This is a genomic window from Bradyrhizobium sp. SZCCHNR3119 (genome assembly GCF_032487775.1).
Classification (GTDB): Bacteria; Pseudomonadota; Alphaproteobacteria; order Rhizobiales; family Xanthobacteraceae; genus Bradyrhizobium.
Window position 1 is genome coordinate 5,899,175 of sequence record NZ_JAUEUV010000001.1, and the last position, 23,923, is coordinate 5,923,097.

Sequence of the window (23,923 nt, forward strand, 5' to 3'; positions counted from 1 at the left end):
CGGCGTGATCCAGCCGGACGGCGCGCGGATGAATCGGGACTCCATGGCCGTGACAATGGGGAGAGAGGCAAGGCCGGCACCGGCACGCGCGTTCGTCCGGCGCCGAGATTTGGAAGGGCTCTTGCGTTGTCTGCCTGACTTGCGCCGAGTTTTTCGGCTGATAGTCAAAGCAGGCATTCCTCATCGTCCCAAATGGTTTGGATGAGGCGATCGATCGTTCAACCCGGCCTGGAGAGCCGTCGTCATGAAGAAGTTCATATTGTTCATCTGTCTCGCTCTGCCGAGTGCGTCCGCCGCCGAAGTCGGACGGAAGGAGTTGATTTTCGCAGGCGTCAACGACTGCCTGAAAGAATCCGTGAGCGCGGGGGGCCTGGAAGACGGCGGTGACGCCATCATTCTAGCCTGCAAAGGCGATAAGGCACGCGTCCTGTTCAATATGCTCGGCGGGAAGATCCAATCCGAGGTCGTGCAGGACAAGAACGGAAAATTTGAGAACAGACCCTTCGGCAATAACGCCTGCTATCGCCGGGTTGAAGATGCCGGCGGCAAAACCTCTGACGAGTTCCGCTGTGATCTGGTCGTCGTCACAGGAGATGTCTTCAAGAACTAGCGAGAGCCGAGCGACCTGGGCACACGTGCTTGGCTCGCGCGGCATGTCGTTGCGCTTGAGCGGTATCGTCCGCGCTCTTGCCCTGACGGCAGATCTCCGCACATGCGTCATGCGTGAATTGCCCGTCGTGCCAGTTTGTCGCATGTCGCTCGGCTTGTGTCGTCGGGCAAATCAAGTTCACATTCTCCCGCGTCTCGGCTCGAGAAGAGGGACGTTTCGCGATCGTCACGAACGTCGAGCCTGGGATGCGGTGGGCGCGTCGGTTTGCAGCATGATCTTTTCATGCGGACGAACGGATCGATGCGACAGTGAAATCGCGTGGTCCTGGTCTCCCGGTGCTGAGACCAAGTCGGCGACGATGCTTCGCATCGCGCCGGCGACGGGGGCAAACAAGCCGGTCCCCGAGGAGATCGCGTATAATCTGTTCAAACCATTGCGCAGGGAAGGCCGGTTGTTGGGCTGACCTGTGGTTCTGCCGCGTGCTTTTTTGCTGCACGCGGACCGCGGGTATCAGCCGATACCCGGTCTTCCCTGCGCCTCTTCTTCAAGGAGAAGAGGGGACCATCGAGCAAAGCTCGGGCGCAAGCCGCCGCGAGATCGCGACGTCGCGCCTTGGCTATTCGGTCAATTGGCTGTCTGACAAGTTGGATCAGTCGACCAAGCGCAGGCCGTCTCAGGCGCTCGCAGCATGGTCATTGATGACCGTCAAAAAGGCCTCGCCATAACGCGCGAGCTTGACGGCGCCGGCGCCGGGGATCGCGGCAAACTCGGCGACCGATCGCGGCCGCCGCGCGGCCATCTCGGCCAGTGTCTTGTCATGGAAGATGACATAGGGCGGCACGTTCTGCGCCTTGGCCAACTCCATCCGTTTGACGCGCAGCTTCTCGAACAGGTCGCGGTCGGCGGCAGGAAACGTTTGTGCCGTCTGGCGATCTCGCGATGCCCGGTCGCGCTTGGCTTTCTTGAGGACACGCAAGCTCAGGGGCGGCTTGTCCCGCAGGAACTGACGGCCTTCGGGCGAGATCGACAGGCCGCCATGGCCTGAGACGTCCACCGTGATGAGCCCATGTGCGACGAGCTGACGGACGATGGAGCGCCAGGCGTTGCGGTCGTGCTCCTTGCCGATCCCGAAGGTGGAGAGCTTGTCATGGCCCAGCCGCTCGATGCGCTCGTCGGTCTCGCCGAGCAGGACCGCGACGACATGGGCCTGTCCGAAGCGCTCGCCGGTGCGGTGGACGCAGGACAGCAGCTTCTGCGCGGCGATGGTGCCGTCGAAGGTCGCGGGCGGATCGAGACAGACATCGCAATTGCCGCAGGGCTCGCAGTCGTCACCGAAATAGCGCAGCAGAACCTGCCGGCGGCATTGGCAGGATTCGGCGAAGCCGAGCAGCGCATCGAGCTTGCGGCGCTCGGTGCGCTTGCGGGCATCTGATGCCTCCGACTCGTCGATGAAGCGGCGGCGCAGCGCGATGTCGTCGGCGCCGTAGAGCATCAGGGTCTCGGAGGGCAGGCCGTCGCGGCCGGCGCGGCCGGTCTCCTGATAGTAGGCTTCGATGCTGGAAGGCAGGTCGACATGCAGCACGAAGCGGACGTCGGGCTTGTCGATGCCCATGCCGAAGGCGATGGTGGCGACCATGATCAGCCCCTGCTCGAGCTGGAAGCGGCGCTGGTTGGCTTCCCGCGCCTTCATCTCCATGCCGGCGTGATAGGGCAGCGCGGTGAAGCCATGGTCGGTCAGGGCGGCGGCGACGTCCTCCGTCTTGCGCTTGGACAGGCAATAGACGATGCCGCTCTCGCCTTTGCGGGACTCCAGGAAGCGCAGCGTCTGCTGCATCGTGCTGGTCTTCTCGGCCGCGCCATAACGGATGTTCGGCCGGTCGAAGCCGGAGACGAAGCTGTTCTCGACGCCGATGTTCAGGTGCTCGACGATCTCCGCCCGGGTCGGCGCGTCCGCCGTCGCGGTGAGCGCGATGCGCGGCACAGCGGGGAAGCGCTCAGCGAGACAGCTCAGCGCGCGGTATTCGGGCCGGAAATCATGGCCCCATTGCGAGACGCAATGGGCCTCGTCGATGGCGATCAGAGACAGCTGCGCGGATGTCAGCCGGTTCAGGTTCTCCGGCTTCAGCAGCGTTTCCGGGGCCATGTAGAGCAGGTCCAGTTCGCCCCGCTCGATGTCCTGCCAGAGCAGATCCTTCTCCGCGCCCCAGAGCCGGGAATTGAGCGCCGCCGCCTTCACGCCGGCCTGCCGGAGCGCCGTCACCTGGTCTTCCATCAGCGCGATGAGAGGAGAGATGACGAGCCCGATGCCCGGACGCGCCAGCGCCGGGATCTGGTAGCACAGCGACTTGCCGCCGCCGGTCGGCATCAGGACGAAGGCGTGACGGCCCGCTGTCACATGGTCGATGATGTCCCGCTGCCGCCCGCGGAAGCTGTCATAGCCGAAGACGGTCTTGAGGATGGAGAGGGGATCGGCCGCCATGAACAGCTGAGCTCATCGCATCGTCGCAAGCCGCAGCGCCAGCGCGCAGGCCCGCTCGTATTCGTTGCGATCGATCCATTCGTCCGTTGTGTGCGGCTCGTTCTGCCCGGTGCCGAAGGTCACGGTGGGAACGCCGTGGCGGACCATCCAGTTCGCATCCAGCCCGCCATTGCCGGCGCGGATGGCCGGGGTGCCGCCGACGTCGGACACCGCCGCGACGGCGCGCTTGACGACGGGCAGGCTCTCCTTCATGCGGAACGGATAGTAGTCGGTCTCGGCTTTGAACTTGACACGGCCCGACTTGCCGTCGCTGTTGGTGACGCGCTTGGCGGCGTTCTCGAACGCGGTCTTGTAGGCCTTGGTGATCTCCTTGCAGAACTTCGCATCGTGGCTGCGGCTCTCGCCGCGCACATGGATGTAGTCGGTGACGACGTTGGTGGCGTCGCCTGCAGGGCGGCCTTCGCCGCCGGTGACGGGGCCGACATTGCTGGTGCCGGCCTTCGCGCTTTGCCCCTTGCCCTTCACCACCTTGCCGAACCAGCCGCCAGCCTTCACCTCGGCCAGCGCGAGCGCCAGGATCATGGTCGCGCTGATGCCGCGCTCCGGCGCGACGCCGGCATGCGAGGCGCGGCCGAAGATCTCGACCTGCCAGCGGTCCGCGCCGACGGCGCCGATGGTGACGCCGGAGGCGGAGCTGCCGTCGAAGTTGAAGGCCATCACCGGAGCGCCGAGGTCGTCGGTCTTGACGTGGCGCGCGCCCCACAGCCCGGTCTCCTCGCGCACGCAGAACAACAGCGTGATCGGCGGATGATCGAGCTTCTGCTTGGCAAGCTCAGCCGCCAGCGTCACGAGGATGCCGCAGCCGCAACGGTTGTCGCCGCCGAGCGCGGTCTTAGCCTCGTTGACGATCTTGCGGCCGGCGATCTTCGGTTTGGCGCCGGCGCACAGCGGCACCGTGTCCATGTGGGTCATGAACATGATGCGCGGCTGGTTGTGCATGGTGCCGCGTCCCGGCAGGTCGACGATGAGGTTGCCGGTCTCGGTCGGCAGGGGAATGCGGCTGTTGGCGTCGTCGAACCGGATCGCCTTGGCTGGCACGCCGCTCTCCTTCAGCGCCGCGGCGAGTTCGCGCCCGATCGCCGCCTCCTTTCCGCTCACACCCTCGACACTGAGGAAACGCATGAGACGGTCGGTGGCGGCCTGGGTGTCGACGGACATGAGGAATTCCTTGTGAATCGCGATGCGAGCGAAGCATCGGCCGCCGCGCTCCGTTTCGCAAGGGGGCCCGCCTTTGTCCCTGGGGCGGATGCTGACTCGGACCGGAACGGAGGGCAATTGCCCATATCCATCGCGTCCAAATCGCCTGTGGCGCCACTCCGTCGCAGGATGGTTCACATGTCTCGGCGTCTCGGTCAGCAAGCGGGGCGCTTCGAGATCGTCACCAACGCCGCGCTAACGACAGTCCGCCGCGTAGATTGCGCGGCTGAGATCGGCGGAGAAGCGGCCACCGTTCGACATACCCTCGAGCGCGGTGTTGGTGAAGGCGACAAGTGTCAGGCGTTTGGCGGGATCGACGAACCAGCTGTGGCCATAGGCGCCGCCCCAACGCCATGTGCCGGGCGTCTCGGCCACGCCCGCCGCTCGCGGCTCGCGCAGCACCGAGAATCCGAGGCCGTAGCCCCAGCCCGGCGAGCCTTCGATTTCGAGCTCCGTGATGTGGTCGTGCGCCATTTCCGCCGCACATTCGGCTGGCATCAGCGCTCCGCTGCCCTGGCGCAGGGTTTCAAGGAGGTCCATCGTATCCCGCGCACTCCCGACCTTGCCGGCGCCGCCGGACGGAAAAGCCGTTGCGTCGAAGGCGCGCGACGGGTCCATTCGGATGCCGGGAAGACCAGGAAGGAACGGCACCAAGTCCGGTTCGCGCATGCGACGCGGGCGCGGGCAATCGTCGGCATAAGCTGTGGCGAGCCGGGCGGTATCGGCAACCGAAAAGCCGGTGTCCTTGAGCGCGAGCGGGTCGGTCACGAGCCGGCGCACGGCTTGCGGAAGAGCCAATGCCGTCGCGGCTTCGATCAGCGCGCCCGTGACGTCGAGGCCGAGCGAATAGGAGCGGCGCGTTCCCGGACGAAACAGGAGCGGCACATCGGTGAGCCGGCGCAGATTTTCCGCAAGTGTCATGCCGGCCCGATCCATGCCATCCGAGACGCCAGCCCGATGCAGCGGGCCGTTCTCTGGCTCCAGGAAACCGTAGCCAAGGCCAGCGGTGTGCGTGAGGAGGTGGCGCAGAATCCATTGTTTCTGCTTCCTTGTCGATTGTCCCGCCGAGAGCGTACCAAGCGCCATGCCTGTCGGAAATCCATACAGTATCGATGCCCGGCGGTCGACGTGACGCTTCCGCCCGGAATTTGGAGAAGACTTCCAATATGCGATCGGCCAGAACGCGGCGGCCGTCGGGCGGAGCCCTCAACGATTATCCGCACGAGGTTTGGTCATGCGCATCAGCAGGATTGCGGTGAGAACGGCCGTCGCGAGGTTGTCGAGCATGGCGCGGACAAAGGCGGCGGCGTAAAGGCCAGCCTGTTCGGCACCAACCGACGCATTCGCCAAGACCGAGCTGAACAGGTGCTAAGGCACAGGAGAGCGGAGAATGAGGACCTTCGTTCTGGTTCACGGTGCCTGGCACGGCGGATGGTGCTGGCAGCGCGTCGTGCCTCTGCTCGAGCGGGCGGGGCATGTGGTCTCGGCGCCGACGCTGGCTGGGCTCGCCGAGCGGGCGCCGCTACTCTCACGCGACATCACCCTCGAAACGCATGTCGCCGAGATCGTCGACCATGTTCTCAATCTCGGACGCACGAACGTCACGCTGGTCGGCCATTCCTACGGTGGCTTTCCGGCGACAGCTGCCGCGTATCGCCTGAGCGACCTCGTCTTCCATCTTGTGCTGCTCGATGCCTTCTTGCCGGACGATGGAGAAATCCTGCTCGACCATGCACCGCATCTGATCGAGTCCTATCGCGCTTCCGCCATGGCAGATCCTGGCTGGCATATTCCACCCTTGCCGGCAGCCGTCTTCGGGATCAGGAAAGAGGATCAGCCGTGGGTCGATAGCCTCCTGACGCCGCAACCGGTCGGCAGCTATTTCGAGCCCGCCATGATGCGCGGAACGCTTCCCATAGCCCGCAAGACCTATATCCGCTGCACTCAGGCGAACGGCGATCTTCTTGAAAAATCTGTATCTCGGGTACGGGAAAGGGACGGCTGGCGCTATCTCGAGCTTGACGCGAGCCATGATGCGATGATCACGCACGCGCAATTGCTGGCTGACGCACTGATGTCCTAATTGGCCAGGTCGTGCATGACGCTCATGCCGACCGGATATAGCCCTTTAGCTCGGCGTGCAGCGCCGCTATGGCGCTCTGCACGCGGGTCGAGGATCTGAGGTCGGGGTGCGTGACCAGCCAGACCTCCATTCTGTGGTCGAGCTTGGGAAGCACGCGGACGAGCGTGGGCTCTCGCGCGGCGAGCGGCACCTGCATGACGCCGACGCCCAAGCCAGCGCGCAGGGCTGCGATCTGCGCCACATCGCTGTCGGTCGCCAGAACGAGGCTCTGGTGCAGGCGCGTCTGGTCGATCTTCAGCGCATCCGCCAAGGTGCGGCGACGGTCCTGACCGATGAAGTTCGGCGCAGCGAGCAGTTGCTCGAATGAGGAGGGCGCGCCGTGCTCGGCGAGCCAGTTTCGATGGGCATAGAGGCCCACCTTGATCGTGCCGACACGCCGGGCGACGAGGCTGCCCTGCCGGGGCCGCACCATGCGCACGGCGAGGTCGGCGTCCCGCCGAAGGATATCCGTCTCGCTGTCCGACAGGATCAGTTCGAACGTCAGACCCGGGTGAAGGGCGCGGATGCGCGCCAGCATCGACGGCAGTACCTCGGTGCCCATGACCTCGCTCGCGGATATGCGCACCGTGCCGTCCGCGCTGCCCGCGCGCTCGCTCGCGAGGCGCGCAATGGCGCCGATCGAGGCTTCGATCCGGCTGACTTCCGGCACCATCCGTTCGGCAAGCCCGGTCAGGATCAGACCGCGGGTCGAGCGCGTGAACAGCCGGCTGCCGAGTTGTTGCTCGAGTTCTTCCAGATGGCGGCGCGCCGTCGGATGCGTGATGCCGAGCGTCCGCGCCGCCGCCGACAGGCTGCCGCTCCGGGCAATCTCCAGGAAGGTACGGTAAAGGCCCCAGTCCATGTCAGCCTGATAAAATTTCGTACAGCTAATGAACCAAATCAATCAATTTCGTTCAAGAGGGGGACGGGGGATGGTGCGGCCATCACCACCAAAGGCGCTCCAATGTCCCGACAGACTCTGACCAACCCGTCCCCCGATATGGTCGGCTCCGCTCACCCCGACGTCGCGGTGCGGACGCCGACCGGGAGCGTCCTGGTGCTGCTGCGTCTTGAGAATCTCGCGCTGGCGATTTCGGCCGTGCTGGCTTTTCGCGCGCTCGGCGGAGGATGGGGACTGTTTGCCGTTCTGTTCCTGCTGCCCGATCTCGCCATGCTCGGCTATCTCGCGGGATCATCGATGGGCGCACGCTGCTATAATCTCGTCCACACCTATGTCGCGCCTGCCTTGCTTGCCGCCGTGGTGACTGCCTTGGCCTCCGCCCTGGGGCGGATGACGGATCACACACTGTGGCTGGAGGTCGCGCTGATCTGGTGCGCCCATATCGGCGTCGACCGGGCGCTCGGCTTCGGGCTGAAATATCCGAGCAGCTTTTCCGACACCCATCTCGGTCGACTCGGTCGGCCCGGCTGAGCGCGCCCAGGGGCTTGGCTTGTCCACTTTGGATGCCACCCGCTCGTTATCGATCCGGATTGATGAGATCACCGCTGAGTGACGCCAGCACGAAGTCAGCGCGCTCTGACGTCGACATCTTCGGCAGCTCGATCACGTCGTATCCCAAAGCCGGAACGACCTCCATCAGGCGATGATACTCCGCTCTCGCTGCATCGAGGCCGTGCTTACGGTCGGCGTCGGTCGTATAGATTTCCGGCCAGGGCGGAGCCATGAACACGCGATGGTGATAACGATGCTGCATGCAAAGGGGACGCAGGGTCGGCTCGCCGTTCAGCGCCTCCAGCGCAGAGCTGCATCCACAAGACCGCGATCGAAAAACACCCATCCGTCATGAGAGCTCATCGCGATCCTGTCGGCCAACGCTATGTCGATCGCGCGTCGCAGAAACGCGGCCAGATCCACCCAAGGGAGACTCTTTCCCTCGCTCGCCATTTCCTCGGCTATGATGCGACGGCCGGGCTCCTCGACCACGGCATGACCGCGCGCGCTCAGTTCAGCCAACAGCGTCGATTTTCCACCACCCGAACAGCCGGAGATCAATACGAGGCGATTGTTCAAATAGATCTCCTTGTTGCGCTTCATCGCGGCGACGACTGGCGAAAAGCGAAACGGCCCCATTTCAAGCATGGACAGAGCAAGCCTGCCGTCATAGGCGATGGAGCATGAATTCTTGGGTGGGCAATGGAAGCTTCTGCGCGAGCCGACGGCATCGTATCGCTTGTTCCCGTCACTTCGGGAAATCTACACGAGGTGAACGCCATTTTCGATGAGCTTACTGCTTATTCTCAACGTGTCGATGGCGTTTCGAGACGCAATGATGCGGCCGACACATTCATGACGGCGGTTCCGCCGGGGCATGCGCTCAAGGACAAGCATGCATTCGTGGCAAAGCGTGGAGGCGCGGCGCTCGGGCTTCTGGATATGATCGATGGCTACCCGTCATCTGGAACGGTGTTCATCGGCCTCCTTGCTGTCCGAGAAAGCGCGCAGGGCTCAGGGATCGGCCGAGCCCTGTATCGAGAGGCGGAGCGGTTCGCCCGCGATAATCTCGGGGCCCGAAACATGCGGCTCGCGGTGGTCGAAACCAACCCGGTCATCGGCTTCTGGACGAAGATGGGCTTCCATCCAACCGGAGAGGTCAAGCCTTTCAGCGGCGAAGCCAATACCTCGCGGGCCATCCTGATGGAGAAGGAATTCGGCCCAACCGTCTCGTCGTCAGCCTTGTAAGTTGTCCGATTCATTCAGAGAGTATAGGCGCCGACTGGCACTCCGCAGCATTTGAGGCACGCGTCAAACCCGATCAGCCACAGCCGAGATTTGGATGATATCGGTATGCGTCCGCCGAACGGACGCGTTTCTGAGCCTGCCGTGCAGCATCCTGCGTGACGGCGTTCGTGTCTTTCACTTGCTTGATCGATCGGTTCGTTGCCTTTCACTGTTCGCTTCAAAAAGATGATCCCCTGCGGCGCCGCGTGCGCGTCGTCACCTGCCGGTCGCTTGTTCGGCCGCGAGTTGATCGACCACGGTGAAGACCGCGCCGGTCCAGTATTCACCGGCTGCGACGTCGGAGATGGAGCGTTCGGCCGCGACGATCGCGGCGTGGCCGCCGAACAGAAGGAAGCTCTCCACATCCTTCAGCGAGGCGAAGGCCAGCACCGTCACGCCGTCGATGCGGCTGGTGGCCGGATGGAAGAAGGGCAGGCCCGCCGTCTCAGGGCCGATGGCGTGGAGCTGGACGTAGCGCTTGACCAGACGACGGGTGTCGGATTGCGCGATCACCGCCGGCGCAAGTTCATCGAGCCAGCGGCGCTGGAATGTTTCGCGGTCGAGCTCATCGCGGCGGCGATGCGTCTTCACCAAAACGATGGCGTCATCGCCGGTCGCGTTGGGAAGGATCACGTGCTGGCGTGCAAGGAGGGGGGCGAGGTCGCGGAAGATCGCTCGATCCTCCGGGAGAATTTTGCGCCGGACGCGCTCCGAGCCGAGCATTGCGCCGAGATCATCGAGGTTCGCGAAGGTGAGATAGGCGACGCCGTCCCATGGCGGGCGGCGATAGGGTTCGACATGGCCGATGATGGTATCGAAGAGTTGGCCATTGTCATCGAGCGGCGGCCGGTATGGCGGCGGGCTCAAGCTGGTCGGTCCCGGCGCCAGACGGTGGATCTGGTCGTACCGGAGCAGTCGCTCGATGGTCTTTTGGTCCGCGGCGTCGTCGGGGTGCAGGAAGCGCACGCCATGCACCTTGCGCCAATACTCGCCCCAGCTCTCGAAATTGAGGTTCGGATCAGGCTCGAAGGCGTCGGCGTCGACGGCATGGCCGTCCGCGCGGCTGCGCTGATCGGGCGGCGTGGAATCGGCGCGCGAGAGGAACGAGAACAACACCGTCAATGGCGCGGCGGTCATGGGGCGGTCTCCTTGGAGAGAAGGGGAATGGCGGGCGGAAGCAGCGAGCGCAGCAGCGCCAGGAGGCCGGCGGCCGCGCCGGTGAGGCAGACACCGCTCCAGCCGGCGATGCTCCAGGCCCATCCGCCGGCGGCCGCGCCGAGGGACATGCCGATCATGGCGGCGGTCATCAGGAGTCCGTTCAGCCGGCTGCGCGCGGCGGGATCGATCGAGGTGACGATGGTCTGATGCGAGACCAGCCCCGCCATGACACCGAGATCGAACAGCACGGCGCCGGCGATCAACGCGGCCATCGACCGTGGCTCGATGAGCATCAGTGCAAAAGCCGTGGCGACCAGCAGGCATCCGGCGCGGATCGCGGCCATCGGGCCCCGACGATCGGCGAGGCCACCGAACAGCGGCGCGCCGAAAGCCCCGGCCGCGCCGGCCAGTCCAAAGGCGCCGGCCACGCTCGCGCCGAGGCTAAAGGGCGGCTCGGCCAGCATCAGCGCAAGCGTCGACCAGAACGCGCCGAGCGTGGATGCCAGCAGCGCCTGGGTCGCAAGCGCCTTGCGCAAGACGCTCTGGCGGACGACCAGCGTCAGCAGGCTGGCGAGCAGGCTGCCATACGTCCCGCTGACCATCGCCGGTTGGTGCGGCAGGACGCGCCAGACGGCGAGGCCGACCAGCGCGACCAGGACGGCTGCGATCTCGTAGATCGCCTGCCAACCGAGGAGATCGCCGATGGCACCGCCGACGGTGCGCGACAGCAGGATGCCGCAGAGCAGGCCAGTGGTCACGAGGCCGATCGTGCGTCCGCGTGTCTCCGCACTGGCAAGATGTGCTGACACGGGGATGAAGTCCTGGCCGACGCTGCCGAGCACGCCAAGCGCGACGCTCGCGGCAATGAGAACGGCAAGGTGCGAAGCCGCAGCGGTCGTCAACAGCGCCAGCACGAGCAGGACGGATTTGGCGAGGATGAGCCGCTTGCGATCGACCAGATCGCCGAGCGGGGCCAACAGCGCCATTCCCGCCGCATAGCCTGCCTGAGATATTGCCGGGATGAGACTTGCCTGTTCGGGCGCAAGGCCGAACGCAGCCTGAACCTCCGGGACGATCGGCTGGATGAAGTAGACATTGGCAACCCCGACGCCGGCGCCGATGGCCATCAGCCAGATGAGAGCGGGCGTGATTGTTTGCCCTGGCTCCTTGCGTCTTTCGCTTCGGGCCGGCTCTGGCATGGCAATAACGCTCTCTCTCCGGGCGGTCAGTCGCGTCCGGGACAGCTCTATTGACGATCCGGATGGAGAAAAACTGGGCGATATGGCAATCTCAGTTGACCAGATTTCGTCAATTGAGCTGCGATGATCTCGACCGAGCATTTCAAGGGCATCACGGCATTCGTGCAGGCCGCCGACGCCGGCGGCTTCACGCTGGCGGCCGAAAGGCTCGGCCTTTCCAAATCCGGGATTGCCAAGAGCGTGGCGCGGCTCGAGGAGCGGCTTGGTGTCCGGTTGTTCAACCGGACGACGCGACGTTTCGCCCTGACGGTCGAAGGCCAGGCCTTCTACGAGACCTGTGTACGCGTGCTGGCCGAGCTGGACGACGCGCAGGCGGCCATGACCGCCCATCGCCTGCGACCGCGCGGGCGCCTGCGTGTCGATCTGCCGGTCGTGTTCGGTCGGCGCTGGGTCGTGCCCGTTCTCATCGACATCGGGGCGCGCTATCCTGAACTTTCACTCGAAGTCTCGCTCACCGATCGCAGGATCGATCCCTTTGAGGAGGGCATCGATCTGGTGATCCGCATCGGCGATCTTGAAGACAGCGCGACGCTCGTCGCAAGGCGGCTCGGCGTCCAGCAATCCGTGCTCTGCGCGAGCCCTGCTTATCTGGAGGCGCACGGAGGTCCGGCGTCGCTCGACGATCTCGAGGCGCATTCCTGTATCGTCTTCGGCCGAGGCGGGCAGACCTTGCCGTGGTGGTTCCTGAACGGAAGGGGCGAGCCGTTGGCGAAGACGGTCGCCGGACGGCTCTCGTTCAATCATAGCGATGCGATCTGCGACGCCGCTCTGGCGGGCCAGGGCATTGCGCTGCTTTCGACCTGGCTGATTGCCGACCATCTCCGGGAGGGTCGACTGGTCCACGTGCTTCCGGAGACCGCGACCCGCGGCTTTCCGATTCATGCGCTTTGGCCTCACACACGCCAGATGAGCCCGAAAGTCCGCGTCGTCGTCGATGAACTGGTCGAGCGCTTCCTGCCAGAGCCGCCCTGGGATCGCCTCTGAGAGTCTCGCCAGTATTGCAGTTCGAAAGATGATGGCTTCTGCCTCCGTCAGCCGACGATTGGCGGATTGAGGCGGGCGAAGCCCTCCTGCGTCCGATAAGGGAAATAGGGATACGGCGGCATGACCGCGCTCGCCACATCGAGCCGAGCGATTTGATCGGGCGACAGCTTCCAGCCCACGGCGCCCAGATTCTGTCGGAGCTGGGCTTCGTTGCGTGCGCCGATGATGATCGATGAAACCGTCGGGCGCTGGATCAGCCAATTGAGTGCAATCTGCGGCACGGCCTTGCCGGTCTCTCCGGCCAATTCATCGAGAACTTCAATGACGCGATAGAGGCGCTCGTCATCGACCGGCGGCCCGAAGCGAGCCGTTTCGTGCAGCCGGCTTTCCGGCGGCAGTGGCGTGCCGCGCCTGATCTTGCCCGTAAGCCGACCCCAGCCGAGCGGACTCCAGACCAGCGCACCCAGTCCCTGATCGGTGCCGAGTGGCATCAGGTCCCATTCATAGTCGCGGCCGACCAGCGAGTAATAGACCTGATGGGCGACATAACGCGGCCAGCCTTGGGCGTCGGCCAAGGCCAGCGACTTCATGATTTGCCAGCCCGGGAAATTCGAGACGCCGACATAGCGGATCTTGCCCGCGCGAACGAGCGCGTCGAGCGTCGCCAGCACCTCCGCCAGCGGCGTGGCGGCGTCGAAGGCATGGAGTTGCAGCAGGTCGATATAATCCGTGCCGAGCCGCTTCAGCGCATCGTCGACCGAACGAACCAGACGGAGCCGCGACGTACCGGCATCGTTGGGCCCGTCGCCCATGGGCAAGCCGGTCTTGGTGGAAATCAGCACGGCGTCGCGTCGCCCTTTGATTGCCGCCCCGAGCACTTCTTCGGACGCGCCATTGGAATAGACATCAGCCGTGTCGAACAGGTTGACACCGGCCTCGAGGCAGATATCGACGAGGCGGCGCGCTTCTGCGGCATCGCTCGTGCCCCAATTGCTGAACAATGGTCCGGTGCCCGCAAACGTGCCCGTGCCGAAGCTCAGAACCGGGACCTTGAGCCCGGAGTGACCGAGGGCGCGATAGTCCATGGCGATTCCTTTCATCGATTGCGGATGTGAGCGACTTCAGCAGGTCACGCGCTTGGCGGAGCGTTCGCCGCTCACCGCGACCCAGGCGATGACGATTGCGACGAGCGGAAACAGCGACGCCCATAGCGGCACGGCGGAAAGATTGCCTTGGTCGATGACGACACCACCCGCCCAGGCGCCCATGGCATTGCCGAGATTGAAGGCGGCGATGTTGAACGAGGAGGCGAGGCTCTGGCCCGCGCCTTTGGCCTTCGACAACACCCACATCTGCAACGGCGCCACCGTTGCGAATGCCGCGGCGCCCAACAGGCCGGTGAGGGCAACGGCGGCAGCGGGCGAACGCAGGCCCGGCGCCATCAGCACCAGCACGGCGCCGAGTGCCGCGAGAGTCGCGAAGACAGTCGGAACGAGGCTGCGGTCCGCCAGCCGGCCGCCGACGAGATTGCCGATGACGAGTCCGCCGCCGAACACCAGGAGGATCGGCGACACCGCGTTCTCGGAGAATCCGCTGATCCGCGTCAGCATCGGCGCGATATAGGTGAAGACCGCGAAGACGCCGGCGTAGCCGAGGACGGTTGTCGCAAGCCCTAGGAGCACGGGCAGGCGCAGAATGGCGGCGAGATCCGCGCGCCAGTCGCCCGCATCCGCAGGCCGCTTATCCTTGGGCACAAGCAGGGCGATGATCGCGAAGGCCTCCAGCCCGACCAGCGCCACGGCCCAGAACGTCGCGCGCCAACCGAGATGCTGGCCGATCCAGGTGCCGAGCGGCACGCCGAGGATGGTGGCGATGGTCAGGCCGGTGAACATCACGGCTATGGCGGAGGCCTTGCGATCTTCTGATACGAGGCCGGTCGCCACGACCGATCCGACGCCGAAGAAGGTGCCGTGCGCGAACGCAGTCAGGACGCGCGCCGCCATGAGGACACCGTAGCTCGGCGCGAGGGCGCAAGCCGCGTTGCCGACAACGAAGATCGCCATCAGGGCGAGCAGCACGGTCTTGCGCGGCCAGCGAGCCGTGACAACGGTCAGCACCGGGGCGCCGACGACGACACCGAGCGCATAGCCGGAGATGAGCAGGCCGGCCGCGGCGATCGTGACGCCGAAATCGGCGCTGACCTCCAACAGCAGTCCCATGATGACGAATTCGGTGACGCCGATGCCGAAGGCTCCGGCCGTGAGGGCATAAAGAGCCAACGGCATGATCTGTCCTGCGATGGTGAATGTCGAAGCAGGACATAGATGTTGGACGCGTCATGATATAGAATGCCGAAAGGCATATCATTTGTGAATTGAACGACCAGTGGCGCGCTCAGAAGTCAATCGCTCCGGTGAAATGGAGGTGTTCGTCCGGGTGGTCGAACAGGGCGGCTTCTCGGCCGCCGCGCGTGCCTGCCGCATGACGCCATCGGCGGTGAGCAAGCTCGTCGCGCGGCTGGAGACGCGGCTCGGCGCGCGCCTCGTCAACCGCTCCACGCGTGCCTTCCAGCTCACGCCGGAAGGCTGCGCCTTCTATGAGCGGGCGAGCCGTATCTTGGCTGATATCGAGGACGCCGAGCGGAGCGCGGGCGCGGGAGAGCAGCCGGTCGGCCGCATCCGTCTCAACACCAGCGCGTCCTATGCCGCCTACATCCTCGCGCCCATCCTGCCGGCATTCCTGGAGCGCTATCCGGACGTGACGCTCGATCTCGTCGAGACCGATCTGGTTGTCGACCTCCTGGCGGAGCGGACGGACGTGGCGGTCCGCGCCGGTCCGCTGAAGAGCTCGCGCCTGGTCGCCCGCAAGCTCGGCGACACCGCGATGATGATCGTCGGCACTCCCACCTATCTCGGGCGTTTCGGCGAGCCGAAGACGATCGAGGATCTCGACGCACACAACCGTCTTGGCTTCGGCTATGTCCGCAGCGTCGACGGCTGGCCGTTGCGGAAGAACGGCGAAACGATCGTCGTGCCCGTTGTGGGGCGCGTGCAGGCCAGCGATGGTGAAGCCTTGCATCGGTTGGTCCTCGGCGGCAGCGGGCTGGCCCGTCTTGCCGCTTTCACCGTGCGCGACGACATCGCGGCCGGCCGGCTCGTGCCCGTGCTGGAGCATCTCAACCCCGGCGACCGCGAAATCTTCCACGCCATCCATATCGGCCAGGGCGGGCCGCTGCCCTCGCGCGTCCGGGCGCTGCTCGATTTCCTCGCGGAGCGGGGCAGGGTCTCGTAGATCGGCTCTTGTCGGGTCTCGCAATCGCCGACGCTCTTCGGGCCTGCAGATCATCACTTGCCAATGACATAAGTGTATGCTTATGTATTGGCATGATCGAGAACGACATCTTCCGCGCTCTGGCCGATCCGACCCGCCGCGCGATCTTCGAGAAGCTGGCTGCCGGCAGCATGAACGCCAGCGCGTTGCGCGAAGGGATTGAGATCAGCCAGCCGGCCATGTCTCAGCATCTCTCGGTTCTTCGCAATGCCAGGCTCGTCAGGGAACAGCGCCAGGGGCGTTTCGTGAACTATGAAGTCGATCCCGACGGACTGTCTCTCATCGCGCAATGGCTGGCGAAATATCGCGCCTACTGGCCCGCACGCATCGAAGCTCTCAAGGTCTTGCTGAAGGATATGGACCAATGACCCACGGAATGGCCGACGAGCGGACGAGTGGCATTGAGCTCGAGTATCAGCTCGACGCGCCAACGGAAAAGGTGTGGCGCGCGATCAGCCTCGCGGAATTTCGTGAGAACTGGTTGCCCCGAGAGGCACTCGCCGATCCCGAGGCGACCTCGGTGACGCCAGGCGAGGAAGTCAGTTATCGGATGCGCGACGACGCGCCGCCGTTTCTGGAAAGCACGGTGACATTTCGGATCGCCCCGAACGGGAACGGCGGAACGTGCCTGCGCATCATCCATGAACTCGATCACGCCCGGCGCGAGCGGATGACAAGGGCGGCAGCAAACAACAACAGCCCGATGCTCATGCTCGCCGCCTGAACCGGCGAGCTTCCCGACACATTCCAAAAAGCGGAGTTCGCCGATGCGCGAAGCGATGCAACTCGTCCCCATGGTCGTCGAGCAGTCCAGCAGAGGGGAGCGGTCGTTCGACATCTATTCGCGTCTGCTGCGCGAACGGATCATCTTCCTGAATGGGGAGGTGAATGACACCGTCTCCGCTCTGGTCTGCGCCCAGTTGTTGTTCCTGGAAGCCGAAAATCCCAAGAGGCCGATCAACCTCTATATCAATTCGCCGGGCGGCGTCGTGACCAGCGGCTTCGCGATGTATGACACCATGCGTTACATCCGCGCGCCCGTGCACACGCTCTGCATGGGGACGGCCCGTTCGATGGGATCATTTCTCCTGATGGCCGGCGAGCCCGGCGAGCGCGCGGCCCTGCCCAACGCCAGCATCCTGATCCACCAGCCGTCGGGCGGCTTCCAGGGACAGGCGTCGGACATCCTCATCCATGCCGAAGAAACCGAAAAGACGAAGCGCCGCATGACACGGCTCTATTCGGAGCACTGCAAGCGCTCCTACGAAGAGTTCGAGCGTGCGATGGATCGCGACTGCTTCATGACGGCCGAAGAAGCCCTGGCGTGGGGCCTCATCGATCGCATACTGGAGTTTCGGGCCGACGAGCCGGGCGCATCCGGCTCTGCGTGGACGCCGTAGCGGGACCACGATCATGCCTCGTCTTGCAGGCAGAGCGCCGGTTCAGGTCATTTCAAAACGGCGAGCGCCGGCTCGATCAAGGCTTGTAGCTCCGCCCGCGTCGCGCCATCCCGCGCCTGGAAGGAGATGGCCTGCAGAATGCCGTGATAGAATGCTGCGAGCTGCGCGACATCCGTATCCATCGGCAGCTCTCCTTCGTGCAGACCCCGTTCGAGGCGGGTCGCGATCAACTTGACCGTCTTGCGGCGAGCGCGCAACAGATGCTTGCGCGCCGCCCGGTTGTCCGGCAGGCAATTGACGACACCGAGGATCAGCAGACATCCTCCTGGCTTGGTGGATAGGGCGACGTCGATGCTGCCCGCCAGCATGGATCGAATACCGCCGCGGACGGTGGCTGCGTCTTCGAGCGCTCGCATGGGCACCGAACCCACTGTTGCGACGTAGAGATCAACGGCTTCTCGAAACGCCATCTCCTTGGTGCCGAAGGCTGCATAGAAGCTTGGCGGCGTTATGCCGATCGCGGCGGTCAGGTCCGTGAGTTGTGCCCCATCGTAGCCCTTGATCCAAAACACCTCCATCGCCCTTTCGAGGGCGAGATCGCGATCGAAGCTGCGGGGACGGCCACGCGGTGCCATCAAATTCCTTTCTGTAGTGACATTTATATAAATCAATTGACCCTCTCGGGCAAGCACGATAGCCATTTCCATAATTATGACTATAGAAATGGATGCCGAGCCGTGAACGGGGTGAGAGATCGTAATCCAGATTCGAGCCGGGATCGTTTGCCGGAACCTGCGGGAATGCCACTGGTCGTCTATCTCCTCGGGCTGACGATCTTCGCGCTCACTACCTCGGAGTTCATGGTTGCAGGTATGTCGCCGGCCCTGTCGGCGGCTTTTGCCGCTTCTGTGGCCGAGATCGGCTATCTGGTCTCGCTCTATGCGCTCAGTATGGCAATCGGCGGTCCGCTCGTGATAGCGTTGCTGCTCCGCCTCAAGGCGCCGAACAAGCCGGCACTTCTGCTTCTGCTCGGTCTCTATGTCGCGGGCGGGGTCGTCGCGGCGCTCGCACCGGATTACGGCGTCATGGCAATCGCGCGGATCGTGACCGGTGCGGCCAGTTCCGCCTGCTTCGGCGTGGCACTGGCGATTGCCGCGGAGTTGGTCGCCCCTCAGGCGCGAGGCCGCGCTGCATCCATCGTGCTGGGCGGGCTCATGCTCGCGCCCGTGCTCGGTCTGCCCGCGACTACGGCGATCGAGCAGGGGCTCGGATGGCGGGCGAGCTTTTGGAGCATCGCGGTCCTCGCCATGTTGTCGACCGTCCTTGTCGCCGCCTTCGTGCCGGACTTGAAGAGCCGCGCGGAAGTTGGTCTCAGCGTGGAGCTCGACGCGTTGAGGAAGACACGCCTATGGGCGGCCTATACGACGAGCGGCCTGATCATCGGCGCGACCTTCGCCGCTTTCAGCTACGCCGTACCGCTCTTCATCGACAAAGCGAGACTCTCACCGGCAACCATGCCGGTGCTGCTGGCAGCCTACGGCGGAGCGAACGTCTTCGGCAATCTTGTCGTTGGGCGTTTCGCTGACCGGTATACGATCCCGATCCTGTTCGGTGGATTGATTGCGCTCGCGCTGGCCCTTCTTGTCTTCGCCGTCTTTGCCACCAACAGCTACGTCGCTGTCCTGGCGTTTCTGGCTGTTGGCGTTGCCGGGGTGCCGATGAATCCTGCGATGGTCGCTCGTGTGATGCGGATCGCGCATCCGGGTCCACTGGTGAACACAGTCCATACTTCGGCCATCACCGCCGGCCTCGCCTTCGGCGCATGGGCGGGGGGCGTCGGGATCGATGCAGGCTATGGCCTCACCGCGCCGCTATGGGTCGGCCTTGCGCTCGCCCTGTTGGGTCTGTTGAGCCTTGCTCCCTCGCGCATGATCGACGGACGCATCAAGTGAGATCTGTGACGGAACGTTGACGTGGCGCAATCATCGATGCGAGCAGCTTCCGGCTCTCGCTCAATTCTACGATCTGGCGGTCCAGTTCGCCAATTTTCTCAGCGATTTTGTCCCTGAGAGTTTGGCAAGGTTCTCTGCCTTCTTCGGGCAAGGCGCAAGGCAATAGCTGGCCGATTGTCTTGAGCTTGAAACCTGCGCCATTCAGCACAACGATCCGCCTGACCTTCGAAACATCGTTCTCCGAATAGTCGCGATAGCCGGCTGCCGTCCGTCCTGGGCGCAGCAGACCTTCGCTCTCGTAGTAGCGCAGCATTCGCTCGCTCACGTCGGCTCTGGATGCGAGTTGCCCGATCTTCATGACTCCTCCTTGACTCTGACAGTACTGTCAAGGTGTAGCGTGCCGGTCACCAGAGAGGAAGGTGTCCGATGTTGAAACTGATCGGCTGTGTGAAGCGTCGCCCGGAACTGAGCCGCGAGGAGTTCGATCGCCACTGGCGCGTGAACCACGCGGCGCTCATCCGCCAATATCAGGGTGTGCTCGGCATCCGGCGCTATGTGCAAACCATCCCCTTGGACAATCCCGCGGCGCAATCGGCCATCCAAAGCGGGCGGGAGACAGAGCCGGTTGATTTCGACGGTTGCGCCGAATTGTGGTGGGACGATTTGGTGTCGCATCTTGCAGCAAGGAAGACGCCGGAAGGGACGAAAGCGCTGCATTTGTTGATCGAGGATGAAAAGCGTTTCGTCGACCTTAGCCGCTCCCAATTTTGGTACGCAACGGAGCGTCTCATCGTGCCGCAGTGACGGGCTTGGTGTTGTGGCGGCGGGGATTGCGTTGCTCGACCGAGCCCTGACGGTTGCGCGAACCGCGGAGCCAGGCAGATTCACGAACGGTCGACCGCCTTGATCAAGCGCGCGAGCTTGGTCGCGGTCTGTTCGTCCTTGAGCGGCGTATAGACGACGAGCTTCATGTCCGGTTGGTCGGTGACGGCGAGGCTCGTGTACTCGAAGACCATCCGCTTGGCCTTGGGATGATCGATGCGCTTCAGGCCGCCGATTGGTCTCAACACTTCGTGCTTCGGCCACCAGGCGCGAAACTCGGCGCTCTTGTCGCTGAGGATCGCGATCAGCCGTTCGAAATCCGGATCGCCTGCGTAACGCACGCTGTCGGCCCGGAACATGGCGAGCGAGGCCGGCGCCAGCGTCTCCCAATCGACGACCTTCCGGCGATGGTCCGGATTGGCGAAGACCATGTGCATGATGTTGCGTTCGTCGCCCGCAAGCCGCCCGTAGTCGCCGAAGACGGCGACGGCGGCCCGGTTCCAGGCAAGGATATCCCAGCGGCGGCCCAGCACATAGGCTGGTTGAGCAGCCATGCTTTCGAGCATGCGCAGAATTGGTTCGGGAACGACTTCCGATCCTGAGCGGCGGATTTCGGGGGCGGGTCGATCGCTGAGGAGAAAGAGGTGCTGTCGTTCGGCCGGATCGAGCTTCAGCGCCTTGGGGGCGTTGTTGTTTGAAGTCAATAGCGAGCTTGCCGACAAGGGTTTTTTCGTCACGTCGGCGGATGAGATGATCAAATGGGCACGAACGGGTTCGATCTATTGGGTGACCTTCGGGCTTGCTTGCTGTGCAATCGAGATGATGCAGGTCATGATGCCGCGCTACGATCTTGAGCGGTTCGGTTGTTTCCCGCGCGCTTCGCCCCGGCAAAGCGATCTGATGATCGTCGCCGGCACGCTTACGAACAAGATGGCGCCAGCACTGCGCAAGGTCTACGACCAGATGCCCGAACCGCGCTATGTGATCTCGATGGGCTCATGCGCCAATGGCGGCGGCTACTATCATTATTCGTACTCCGTGGTGCGGGGCTGCGACCGTATTGTGCCCATCGACATCCACGTGCCCGGTTGTCCGCCGACGGCGGAAGCGCTGCTCTATGGGGTGATGCTGCTCCAGAAAAAGATTCGGCGTGCCGGCACGATCGAGCGTTGAGTGTTCGCCTGCCGAATTCACACCGCACCGGCGCTGCAATCCGGCTTCTGCTATGCGCGGCCTGCGTCGAACGCGGCGGCCAGCGTACGCAGTGCGGCGCGCGATTTGGGGTCGGTAAGCGTCGAGTGCAGCACGATCTCGGACGAAGGAAGGCGCGGCAGCTTCAAGCGCTCGCCGACTTCGACGGTACCGGGCGGGGCAAGGCGCCAGGAGAAGACAGCCATGGCGAGCCCGGCGGAGACGGCCGCCGTGACCGCCGAGGAGCCGCCGCCGAGAAACACTTCGGTCCAGGCGATGCCGGCTTCGTCCAGGGCGCGGGTCGCGACATCGCGCACGCCACACGACGGCGACAGCGCCGCAAGCCGCAGCGGCTCGCCCTGCCGATGCTCGAAATTCGGCGTGGCGAACCAGCCGAAATGCTCCGGCCCGAGCACCTTGCCGTCACGCCGGTCGTCTTCGCGCCGGATGATGCAGGCGTCCAGCTCTCCGCGGTCGAAGGCATCGAGAAGCGTGCGCGAATTTTCGAGACGGACCTCGATGCGCAGCCCTGGATCATGCGCGTTGAGTTGCGCCAGCAGCGTCGGAAGCTCGGGACCTGCGACATGCGCGGCAATGCCGAGCCCGAAACGGCGCGGAGACGTGGCCGACAGCGCCGACAGCGCGGCTTCATGCGCGGCAAGGAAGTCGCGAGCCCGAGCGAGGAATGCGGCGCCTTGTGCCGATAGGCGGACGTGGCGCGGGGTGCGCTCGATCAGCCGTTGGCCGATGCGCTCTTCCAGACGCCGCAATTTGACGCTGATCGCGCCCTGCGTGGTGCCCAGGGATTCCGCCGCTCGCGTGAAGCTCTGAAGGTCGGCAATCGCCACGAAGGCCTGGACGGAATCGACATCGAGGGAGGTCATCTCCATCATCCGATTTTGTTGTTTCTGAAATATCCAGCCATATCATTTTTATATCGTCAAGCTTCGCCTACGATCCGGCCCATCAACAACAGTTCACTCGCAGGACTGCCCCGACACTCCGGCCTCTGTCGCCGCGCGTGATCGGCAGTTCATGGCGCGCCGAATAGTCGCGGCGCTGAAAGGCCTGATCGATGACCTATGCCTCGTCTCGGCGAGACAACCTTGCCTTGGCCACCGTTTGCCTCTCGTCCATGATGTTCGGGCTCGAGATATCGAGTGTTCCGGCCATCCTGCCGACGCTGGAGAAAGTCTTCCGCGCCGATTTTCAGCAGCTCCAGTGGACGATGAATGCGTACACCATCGCCGTGGCGACGGTGCTGATGGCGGCCGGCACTCTGGCCGATCGATACGGCCGCAAGCGTCTGCTCGTCCTGACCATTGTTGTCTTCGGCGCGACCTCGCTGCTCTGTGGCGTTGCGCCCGACATGACGGTTTTCATCGTCGGCCGGGCGCTGCAGGGGGCGAGCGGCGGCGCAATGCTGATCTGCCAGGTCGCGGTGCTGTCGGAGCAGTTCAATGGGGCCAAGGAGCGCGCCTGGGCTTTTGGATGGTGGGGCATCGTGTTCGGCTCGGGTCTCGGCTTCGGACCGGTGATCGGAAGCGGGATTGCGGCGCTGATGGGCTGGGCCTGGGTGTTCCTGCTTCACGGCCTGCTCGCCGCGCTGACGGCCGCTCTGGCGCTGGCCGGAGTTCGGGAATCGAAGGATCCGGACGCCCAGCGCCTCGATCTCGCCGGCATCGTGACCCTGTCAGTCGCCGTCTTCTGCCTGGCTTACTTCATCACCGAGGGAGGAGAACTCGGTTTCACCAGCCCGATGGCACTCGCAATCATCGGCACCGCCGGCGTGAGCCTGATCGCATTCATCGTCGCCGAGCGCATCACGCCGCATCCGATGTTCGATTTCTCGGTATTCCGGGTCCGGCCCTTTTCCGGAGCCCTGTTCGGATCGATGGGCATGAACTTCAGCTTCTGGCCGTTCATGATCTATCTGCCGATCTGGTTTCAGGCGGGGCTCGGACTGGATGGCCTGACGGCCGGCCTTGCGCTGCTCGCCTACACCTTGCCGACGCTGGTGGTGCCGCCCTTTGCCGAACGCCTTTCGCTTCGTCACGGCCCGGGCATCGTCATCCCCGCAGGGCTGTTCGCGATCGGGCTCGGCTTTCTCATCATGCGGATCGGAACAGGTGGTGGTGTGGCGGCCTTGCCGATCACGCTGATCGGCGCGCTGGCGGCCGGAATCGGTCTCGGCGCGACCAACACGCCCGTCACCAACACGACCACCGGATCGGTGTCGAGCGACAGGGCCGGCATGGCCTCAGGGATCGATATGAGCGCGCGGATGATCTCGCTCGCCATCAACATCGCGCTGATGGGCTTCGTGCTGGTCGATGGTGTCCTCTACAGCCTGAAAGGCGCCGCATCGGGCTCGTTCGAGGCAGCACAGCTCCGGCACCTTGCCGAACAGATTGCCGCCGGGACTGCGGCCGGTCTTCACGATGCAGTCCCGGGCTTGCCGGATGCGATCAGCCGTACCGCGATGGCTGCGGGCTTCGGCGATGTGATGCTCTACGGCGCCATCGGCGTCTGGGTGCTGGCCGCACTCAGCTTCCTGACCTTCGGAAGGAGGAGGGAGGTCTATGATCCGGTATGAAGCTGGAGACCATACAAGGGCCC

At 64.2% G+C, this 23,923-nt stretch carries 24 protein-coding genes and 3 pseudogenes; 13 read left to right on the forward strand and 14 right to left on the reverse strand.

Features of this window, described 5'->3' with window-relative positions:
* Positions 1 to 244 precede the first annotated feature (244 nt).
* The gene (locus tag QX034_RS27085) at positions 245 to 610 is read left to right on the forward strand and encodes a hypothetical protein (protein ID WP_315705408.1); all 366 of its coding nucleotides are present in this window, start codon (positions 245 to 247) and stop codon (positions 608 to 610) included.
* Between the two features lie 673 nt (positions 611 to 1,283).
* Here the strand turns inward: QX034_RS27085 and recQ are convergent.
* The 4 genes from recQ to QX034_RS27105 all read right to left on the reverse strand — a co-directional run bounded on the left by recQ (position 1,284) and on the right by QX034_RS27105 (position 5,696).
* On the reverse strand, positions 1,284 to 3,089 hold the full coding sequence (gene recQ / locus QX034_RS27090) for a DNA helicase RecQ (RefSeq protein ID WP_315705409.1): 1,806 nt from the start codon (positions 3,087 to 3,089) through the stop codon (positions 1,284 to 1,286).
* A gap of 12 nt (positions 3,090 to 3,101) precedes the next feature.
* Positions 3,102 to 4,307: a M20/M25/M40 family metallo-hydrolase gene (locus QX034_RS27095; protein WP_315705410.1), complete on the reverse strand. Its 1,206-nt coding sequence runs from the start codon at positions 4,305 to 4,307 to the stop codon at positions 3,102 to 3,104.
* Positions 4,308 to 4,541: 234 nt separating this feature from the next.
* A complete protein-coding gene (locus tag QX034_RS27100; protein ID WP_315705411.1) occupies positions 4,542 to 5,432 on the reverse strand; it encodes a serine hydrolase domain-containing protein in 891 nt (296 codons plus the stop codon).
* A 120-nt stretch (positions 5,433 to 5,552) separates the two neighbouring features.
* A complete protein-coding gene (locus tag QX034_RS27105; protein WP_315705412.1) occupies positions 5,553 to 5,696 on the reverse strand; it encodes a hypothetical protein in 144 nt (47 codons plus the stop codon).
* A gap of 40 nt (positions 5,697 to 5,736) precedes the next feature.
* Here QX034_RS27105 and QX034_RS27110 point away from each other — a divergent pair, with 40 nt between their 5' ends.
* Entirely contained in the window at positions 5,737 to 6,429 is a 693-nt protein-coding gene (locus QX034_RS27110) for an alpha/beta hydrolase family protein (RefSeq protein WP_315705413.1), read from the forward strand.
* A 22-nt stretch (positions 6,430 to 6,451) separates the two neighbouring features.
* Here the strand turns inward: QX034_RS27110 and QX034_RS27115 are convergent, their stop codons facing one another.
* The gene (locus QX034_RS27115; RefSeq protein ID WP_315705414.1) at positions 6,452 to 7,330 is read right to left on the reverse strand and encodes a LysR family transcriptional regulator; all 879 of its coding nucleotides are present in this window, start codon (positions 7,328 to 7,330) and stop codon (positions 6,452 to 6,454) included.
* Between the two features lie 102 nt (positions 7,331 to 7,432).
* Here QX034_RS27115 and QX034_RS27120 point away from each other — a divergent pair, with 102 nt between their 5' ends.
* Positions 7,433 to 7,900 (forward strand): DUF4260 domain-containing protein, encoded by a 468-nt coding sequence (locus QX034_RS27120; protein ID WP_315705415.1) that lies wholly within the window; start codon positions 7,433 to 7,435, stop codon positions 7,898 to 7,900.
* A gap of 46 nt (positions 7,901 to 7,946) precedes the next feature.
* Here QX034_RS27120 and QX034_RS27125 read toward each other — a convergent pair.
* Positions 7,947 to 8,524 (reverse strand): annotated as a pseudogene (locus QX034_RS27125) (AAA family ATPase).
* A gap of 168 nt (positions 8,525 to 8,692) precedes the next feature.
* On the opposite strand from QX034_RS27125, the gene QX034_RS27130 reads away from it, so the two are divergent.
* Positions 8,693 to 9,169 (forward strand): GNAT family N-acetyltransferase, encoded by a 477-nt coding sequence (locus QX034_RS27130; RefSeq protein WP_315705416.1) that lies wholly within the window; start codon positions 8,693 to 8,695, stop codon positions 9,167 to 9,169.
* Between the two features lie 255 nt (positions 9,170 to 9,424).
* Here the strand turns inward: QX034_RS27130 and QX034_RS27135 are convergent, their stop codons facing one another.
* Positions 9,425 to 10,345 carry a hypothetical protein gene (locus QX034_RS27135; protein WP_315705417.1) on the reverse strand — a complete coding sequence of 307 codons (921 nt, stop codon included), beginning with the start codon at positions 10,343 to 10,345 and terminating at the stop codon, positions 9,425 to 9,427.
* Positions 10,342 to 11,493, reverse strand: coding sequence for an MFS transporter (locus QX034_RS27140; RefSeq protein WP_315705418.1), 1,152 nt, complete (start codon positions 11,491 to 11,493; stop codon positions 10,342 to 10,344). Before QX034_RS27140 ends, QX034_RS27135 begins: the two co-directional genes overlap by 4 nt.
* Before the next feature lie 195 nt (positions 11,494 to 11,688).
* Between QX034_RS27140 and QX034_RS27145 the strand changes: the two genes are divergently transcribed.
* Positions 11,689 to 12,609, forward strand: a complete 921-nt coding sequence (locus QX034_RS27145) for a LysR family transcriptional regulator (RefSeq protein ID WP_315705419.1) — start codon at positions 11,689 to 11,691, stop codon at positions 12,607 to 12,609.
* Positions 12,610 to 12,656: 47 nt separating this feature from the next.
* Here the strand turns inward: QX034_RS27145 and QX034_RS27150 are convergent, their stop codons facing one another.
* On the reverse strand, positions 12,657 to 13,694 hold the full coding sequence (locus tag QX034_RS27150; RefSeq protein ID WP_315705420.1) for an aldo/keto reductase: 1,038 nt from the start codon (positions 13,692 to 13,694) through the stop codon (positions 12,657 to 12,659).
* A gap of 36 nt (positions 13,695 to 13,730) precedes the next feature.
* Positions 13,731 to 14,894, reverse strand: coding sequence for an MFS transporter (locus QX034_RS27155; protein ID WP_315705421.1), 1,164 nt, complete (start codon positions 14,892 to 14,894; stop codon positions 13,731 to 13,733).
* A gap of 100 nt (positions 14,895 to 14,994) precedes the next feature.
* On the opposite strand from QX034_RS27155, the gene QX034_RS27160 reads away from it, so the two are divergent.
* The 4 genes from QX034_RS27160 to QX034_RS27175 all read left to right on the forward strand — a co-directional run bounded on the left by QX034_RS27160 (position 14,995) and on the right by QX034_RS27175 (position 17,339).
* Positions 14,995 to 15,900: a LysR family transcriptional regulator gene (locus QX034_RS27160; RefSeq protein WP_315705422.1), complete on the forward strand. Its 906-nt coding sequence runs from the start codon at positions 14,995 to 14,997 to the stop codon at positions 15,898 to 15,900.
* A gap of 92 nt (positions 15,901 to 15,992) precedes the next feature.
* On the forward strand, positions 15,993 to 16,307 hold the full coding sequence (locus QX034_RS27165; RefSeq protein ID WP_315705423.1) for a metalloregulator ArsR/SmtB family transcription factor: 315 nt from the start codon (positions 15,993 to 15,995) through the stop codon (positions 16,305 to 16,307).
* Entirely contained in the window at positions 16,304 to 16,663 is a 360-nt protein-coding gene (locus QX034_RS27170) for a hypothetical protein (RefSeq protein WP_315705424.1), read from the forward strand. The genes QX034_RS27165 and QX034_RS27170 overlap by 4 nt, the downstream gene beginning before the upstream one ends.
* A 43-nt stretch (positions 16,664 to 16,706) precedes the next feature.
* Positions 16,707 to 17,339, forward strand: coding sequence for an ATP-dependent Clp protease proteolytic subunit (locus QX034_RS27175; protein ID WP_315705425.1), 633 nt, complete (start codon positions 16,707 to 16,709; stop codon positions 17,337 to 17,339).
* Positions 17,340 to 17,386: 47 nt separating this feature from the next.
* On the opposite strand, the gene QX034_RS27180 is transcribed toward QX034_RS27175, so the two are convergent.
* Entirely contained in the window at positions 17,387 to 18,040 is a 654-nt protein-coding gene (locus QX034_RS27180; protein WP_315705426.1) for a TetR/AcrR family transcriptional regulator, read from the reverse strand.
* Between the two features lie 99 nt (positions 18,041 to 18,139).
* Between QX034_RS27180 and QX034_RS27185 the strand changes: the two genes are divergently transcribed.
* On the forward strand, positions 18,140 to 19,291 hold the full coding sequence (locus QX034_RS27185; protein ID WP_315729484.1) for an MFS transporter: 1,152 nt from the start codon (positions 18,140 to 18,142) through the stop codon (positions 19,289 to 19,291).
* Here QX034_RS27185 and QX034_RS27190 read toward each other — a convergent pair.
* Positions 19,284 to 19,649 (reverse strand): MerR family transcriptional regulator, encoded by a 366-nt coding sequence (locus QX034_RS27190; protein WP_315705428.1) that lies wholly within the window; start codon positions 19,647 to 19,649, stop codon positions 19,284 to 19,286. The genes QX034_RS27185 and QX034_RS27190 overlap by 8 nt on opposite strands.
* Positions 19,650 to 19,717: 68 nt before the next feature.
* Here QX034_RS27190 and QX034_RS27195 point away from each other — a divergent pair, with 68 nt between their 5' ends.
* Positions 19,718 to 20,095, forward strand: coding sequence for an EthD domain-containing protein (locus tag QX034_RS27195; RefSeq protein WP_315705429.1), 378 nt, complete (start codon positions 19,718 to 19,720; stop codon positions 20,093 to 20,095).
* Between the two features lie 80 nt (positions 20,096 to 20,175).
* Here the strand turns inward: QX034_RS27195 and QX034_RS27200 are convergent.
* Positions 20,176 to 20,805 (reverse strand): annotated as a pseudogene (locus QX034_RS27200) (transcriptional regulator); the annotation flags it as partial.
* Between the two features lie 4 nt (positions 20,806 to 20,809).
* Here QX034_RS27200 and QX034_RS27205 point away from each other — a divergent pair.
* A pseudogene (locus QX034_RS27205) lies at positions 20,810 to 21,286 on the forward strand (NuoB/complex I 20 kDa subunit family protein); the annotation flags it as partial.
* A 50-nt stretch (positions 21,287 to 21,336) separates the two neighbouring features.
* Here the strand turns inward: QX034_RS27205 and QX034_RS27210 are convergent.
* Positions 21,337 to 22,188, reverse strand: coding sequence for a LysR family transcriptional regulator (locus QX034_RS27210; protein ID WP_315705430.1), 852 nt, complete (start codon positions 22,186 to 22,188; stop codon positions 21,337 to 21,339).
* Between the two features lie 191 nt (positions 22,189 to 22,379).
* Here QX034_RS27210 and QX034_RS27215 point away from each other — a divergent pair, with 191 nt between their 5' ends.
* Positions 22,380 to 23,900, forward strand: a complete 1,521-nt coding sequence (locus QX034_RS27215; RefSeq protein ID WP_315705431.1) for an MFS transporter — start codon at positions 22,380 to 22,382, stop codon at positions 23,898 to 23,900.
* The last annotated feature ends 23 nt before the right edge of the window (positions 23,901 to 23,923 follow it).

What these genes read in the sequence shown, in the direction of transcription:
- QX034_RS27085 (WP_315705408.1), top strand. Translation starts at nt 245, where the DNA reads ATGAAGAAGTTCATATTGTTCATCTGTCTCGCTCTGCCGAGTGCGTCC.
- recQ (WP_315705409.1), bottom strand. Translation starts at nt 3,089, where the DNA reads ATGGCGGCCGATCCCCTCTCCATCCTCAAGACCGTCTTCGGCTATGAC.
- QX034_RS27095 (WP_315705410.1), bottom strand. Translation starts at nt 4,307, where the DNA reads ATGTCCGTCGACACCCAGGCCGCCACCGACCGTCTCATGCGTTTCCTC.
- QX034_RS27100 (WP_315705411.1), bottom strand. Translation starts at nt 5,432, where the DNA reads ATGGCGCTTGGTACGCTCTCGGCGGGACAATCGACAAGGAAGCAGAAA.
- QX034_RS27110 (WP_315705413.1), top strand. Translation starts at nt 5,737, where the DNA reads ATGAGGACCTTCGTTCTGGTTCACGGTGCCTGGCACGGCGGATGGTGC.
- QX034_RS27115 (WP_315705414.1), bottom strand. Translation starts at nt 7,330, where the DNA reads ATGGACTGGGGCCTTTACCGTACCTTCCTGGAGATTGCCCGGAGCGGC.
- QX034_RS27120 (WP_315705415.1), top strand. Translation starts at nt 7,433, where the DNA reads ATGTCCCGACAGACTCTGACCAACCCGTCCCCCGATATGGTCGGCTCC.
- QX034_RS27135 (WP_315705417.1), bottom strand. Translation starts at nt 10,345, where the DNA reads ATGACCGCCGCGCCATTGACGGTGTTGTTCTCGTTCCTCTCGCGCGCC.
- QX034_RS27140 (WP_315705418.1), bottom strand. Translation starts at nt 11,493, where the DNA reads ATGGCCATCGGCGCCGGCGTCGGGGTTGCCAATGTCTACTTCATCCAG.
- QX034_RS27145 (WP_315705419.1), top strand. Translation starts at nt 11,689, where the DNA reads ATGATCTCGACCGAGCATTTCAAGGGCATCACGGCATTCGTGCAGGCC.
- QX034_RS27150 (WP_315705420.1), bottom strand. Translation starts at nt 13,694, where the DNA reads ATGGACTATCGCGCCCTCGGTCACTCCGGGCTCAAGGTCCCGGTTCTG.
- QX034_RS27155 (WP_315705421.1), bottom strand. Translation starts at nt 14,894, where the DNA reads ATGCCGTTGGCTCTTTATGCCCTCACGGCCGGAGCCTTCGGCATCGGC.
- QX034_RS27165 (WP_315705423.1), top strand. Translation starts at nt 15,993, where the DNA reads ATGATCGAGAACGACATCTTCCGCGCTCTGGCCGATCCGACCCGCCGC.
- QX034_RS27170 (WP_315705424.1), top strand. Translation starts at nt 16,304, where the DNA reads ATGACCCACGGAATGGCCGACGAGCGGACGAGTGGCATTGAGCTCGAG.
- QX034_RS27175 (WP_315705425.1), top strand. Translation starts at nt 16,707, where the DNA reads ATGCGCGAAGCGATGCAACTCGTCCCCATGGTCGTCGAGCAGTCCAGC.
- QX034_RS27180 (WP_315705426.1), bottom strand. Translation starts at nt 18,040, where the DNA reads ATGGCTATCGTGCTTGCCCGAGAGGGTCAATTGATTTATATAAATGTC.
- QX034_RS27185 (WP_315729484.1), top strand. Translation starts at nt 18,140, where the DNA reads ATGCCACTGGTCGTCTATCTCCTCGGGCTGACGATCTTCGCGCTCACT.
- QX034_RS27190 (WP_315705428.1), bottom strand. Translation starts at nt 19,649, where the DNA reads ATGAAGATCGGGCAACTCGCATCCAGAGCCGACGTGAGCGAGCGAATG.
- QX034_RS27195 (WP_315705429.1), top strand. Translation starts at nt 19,718, where the DNA reads ATGTTGAAACTGATCGGCTGTGTGAAGCGTCGCCCGGAACTGAGCCGC.
- QX034_RS27210 (WP_315705430.1), bottom strand. Translation starts at nt 22,188, where the DNA reads ATGACCTCCCTCGATGTCGATTCCGTCCAGGCCTTCGTGGCGATTGCC.
- QX034_RS27215 (WP_315705431.1), top strand. Translation starts at nt 22,380, where the DNA reads ATGACCTATGCCTCGTCTCGGCGAGACAACCTTGCCTTGGCCACCGTT.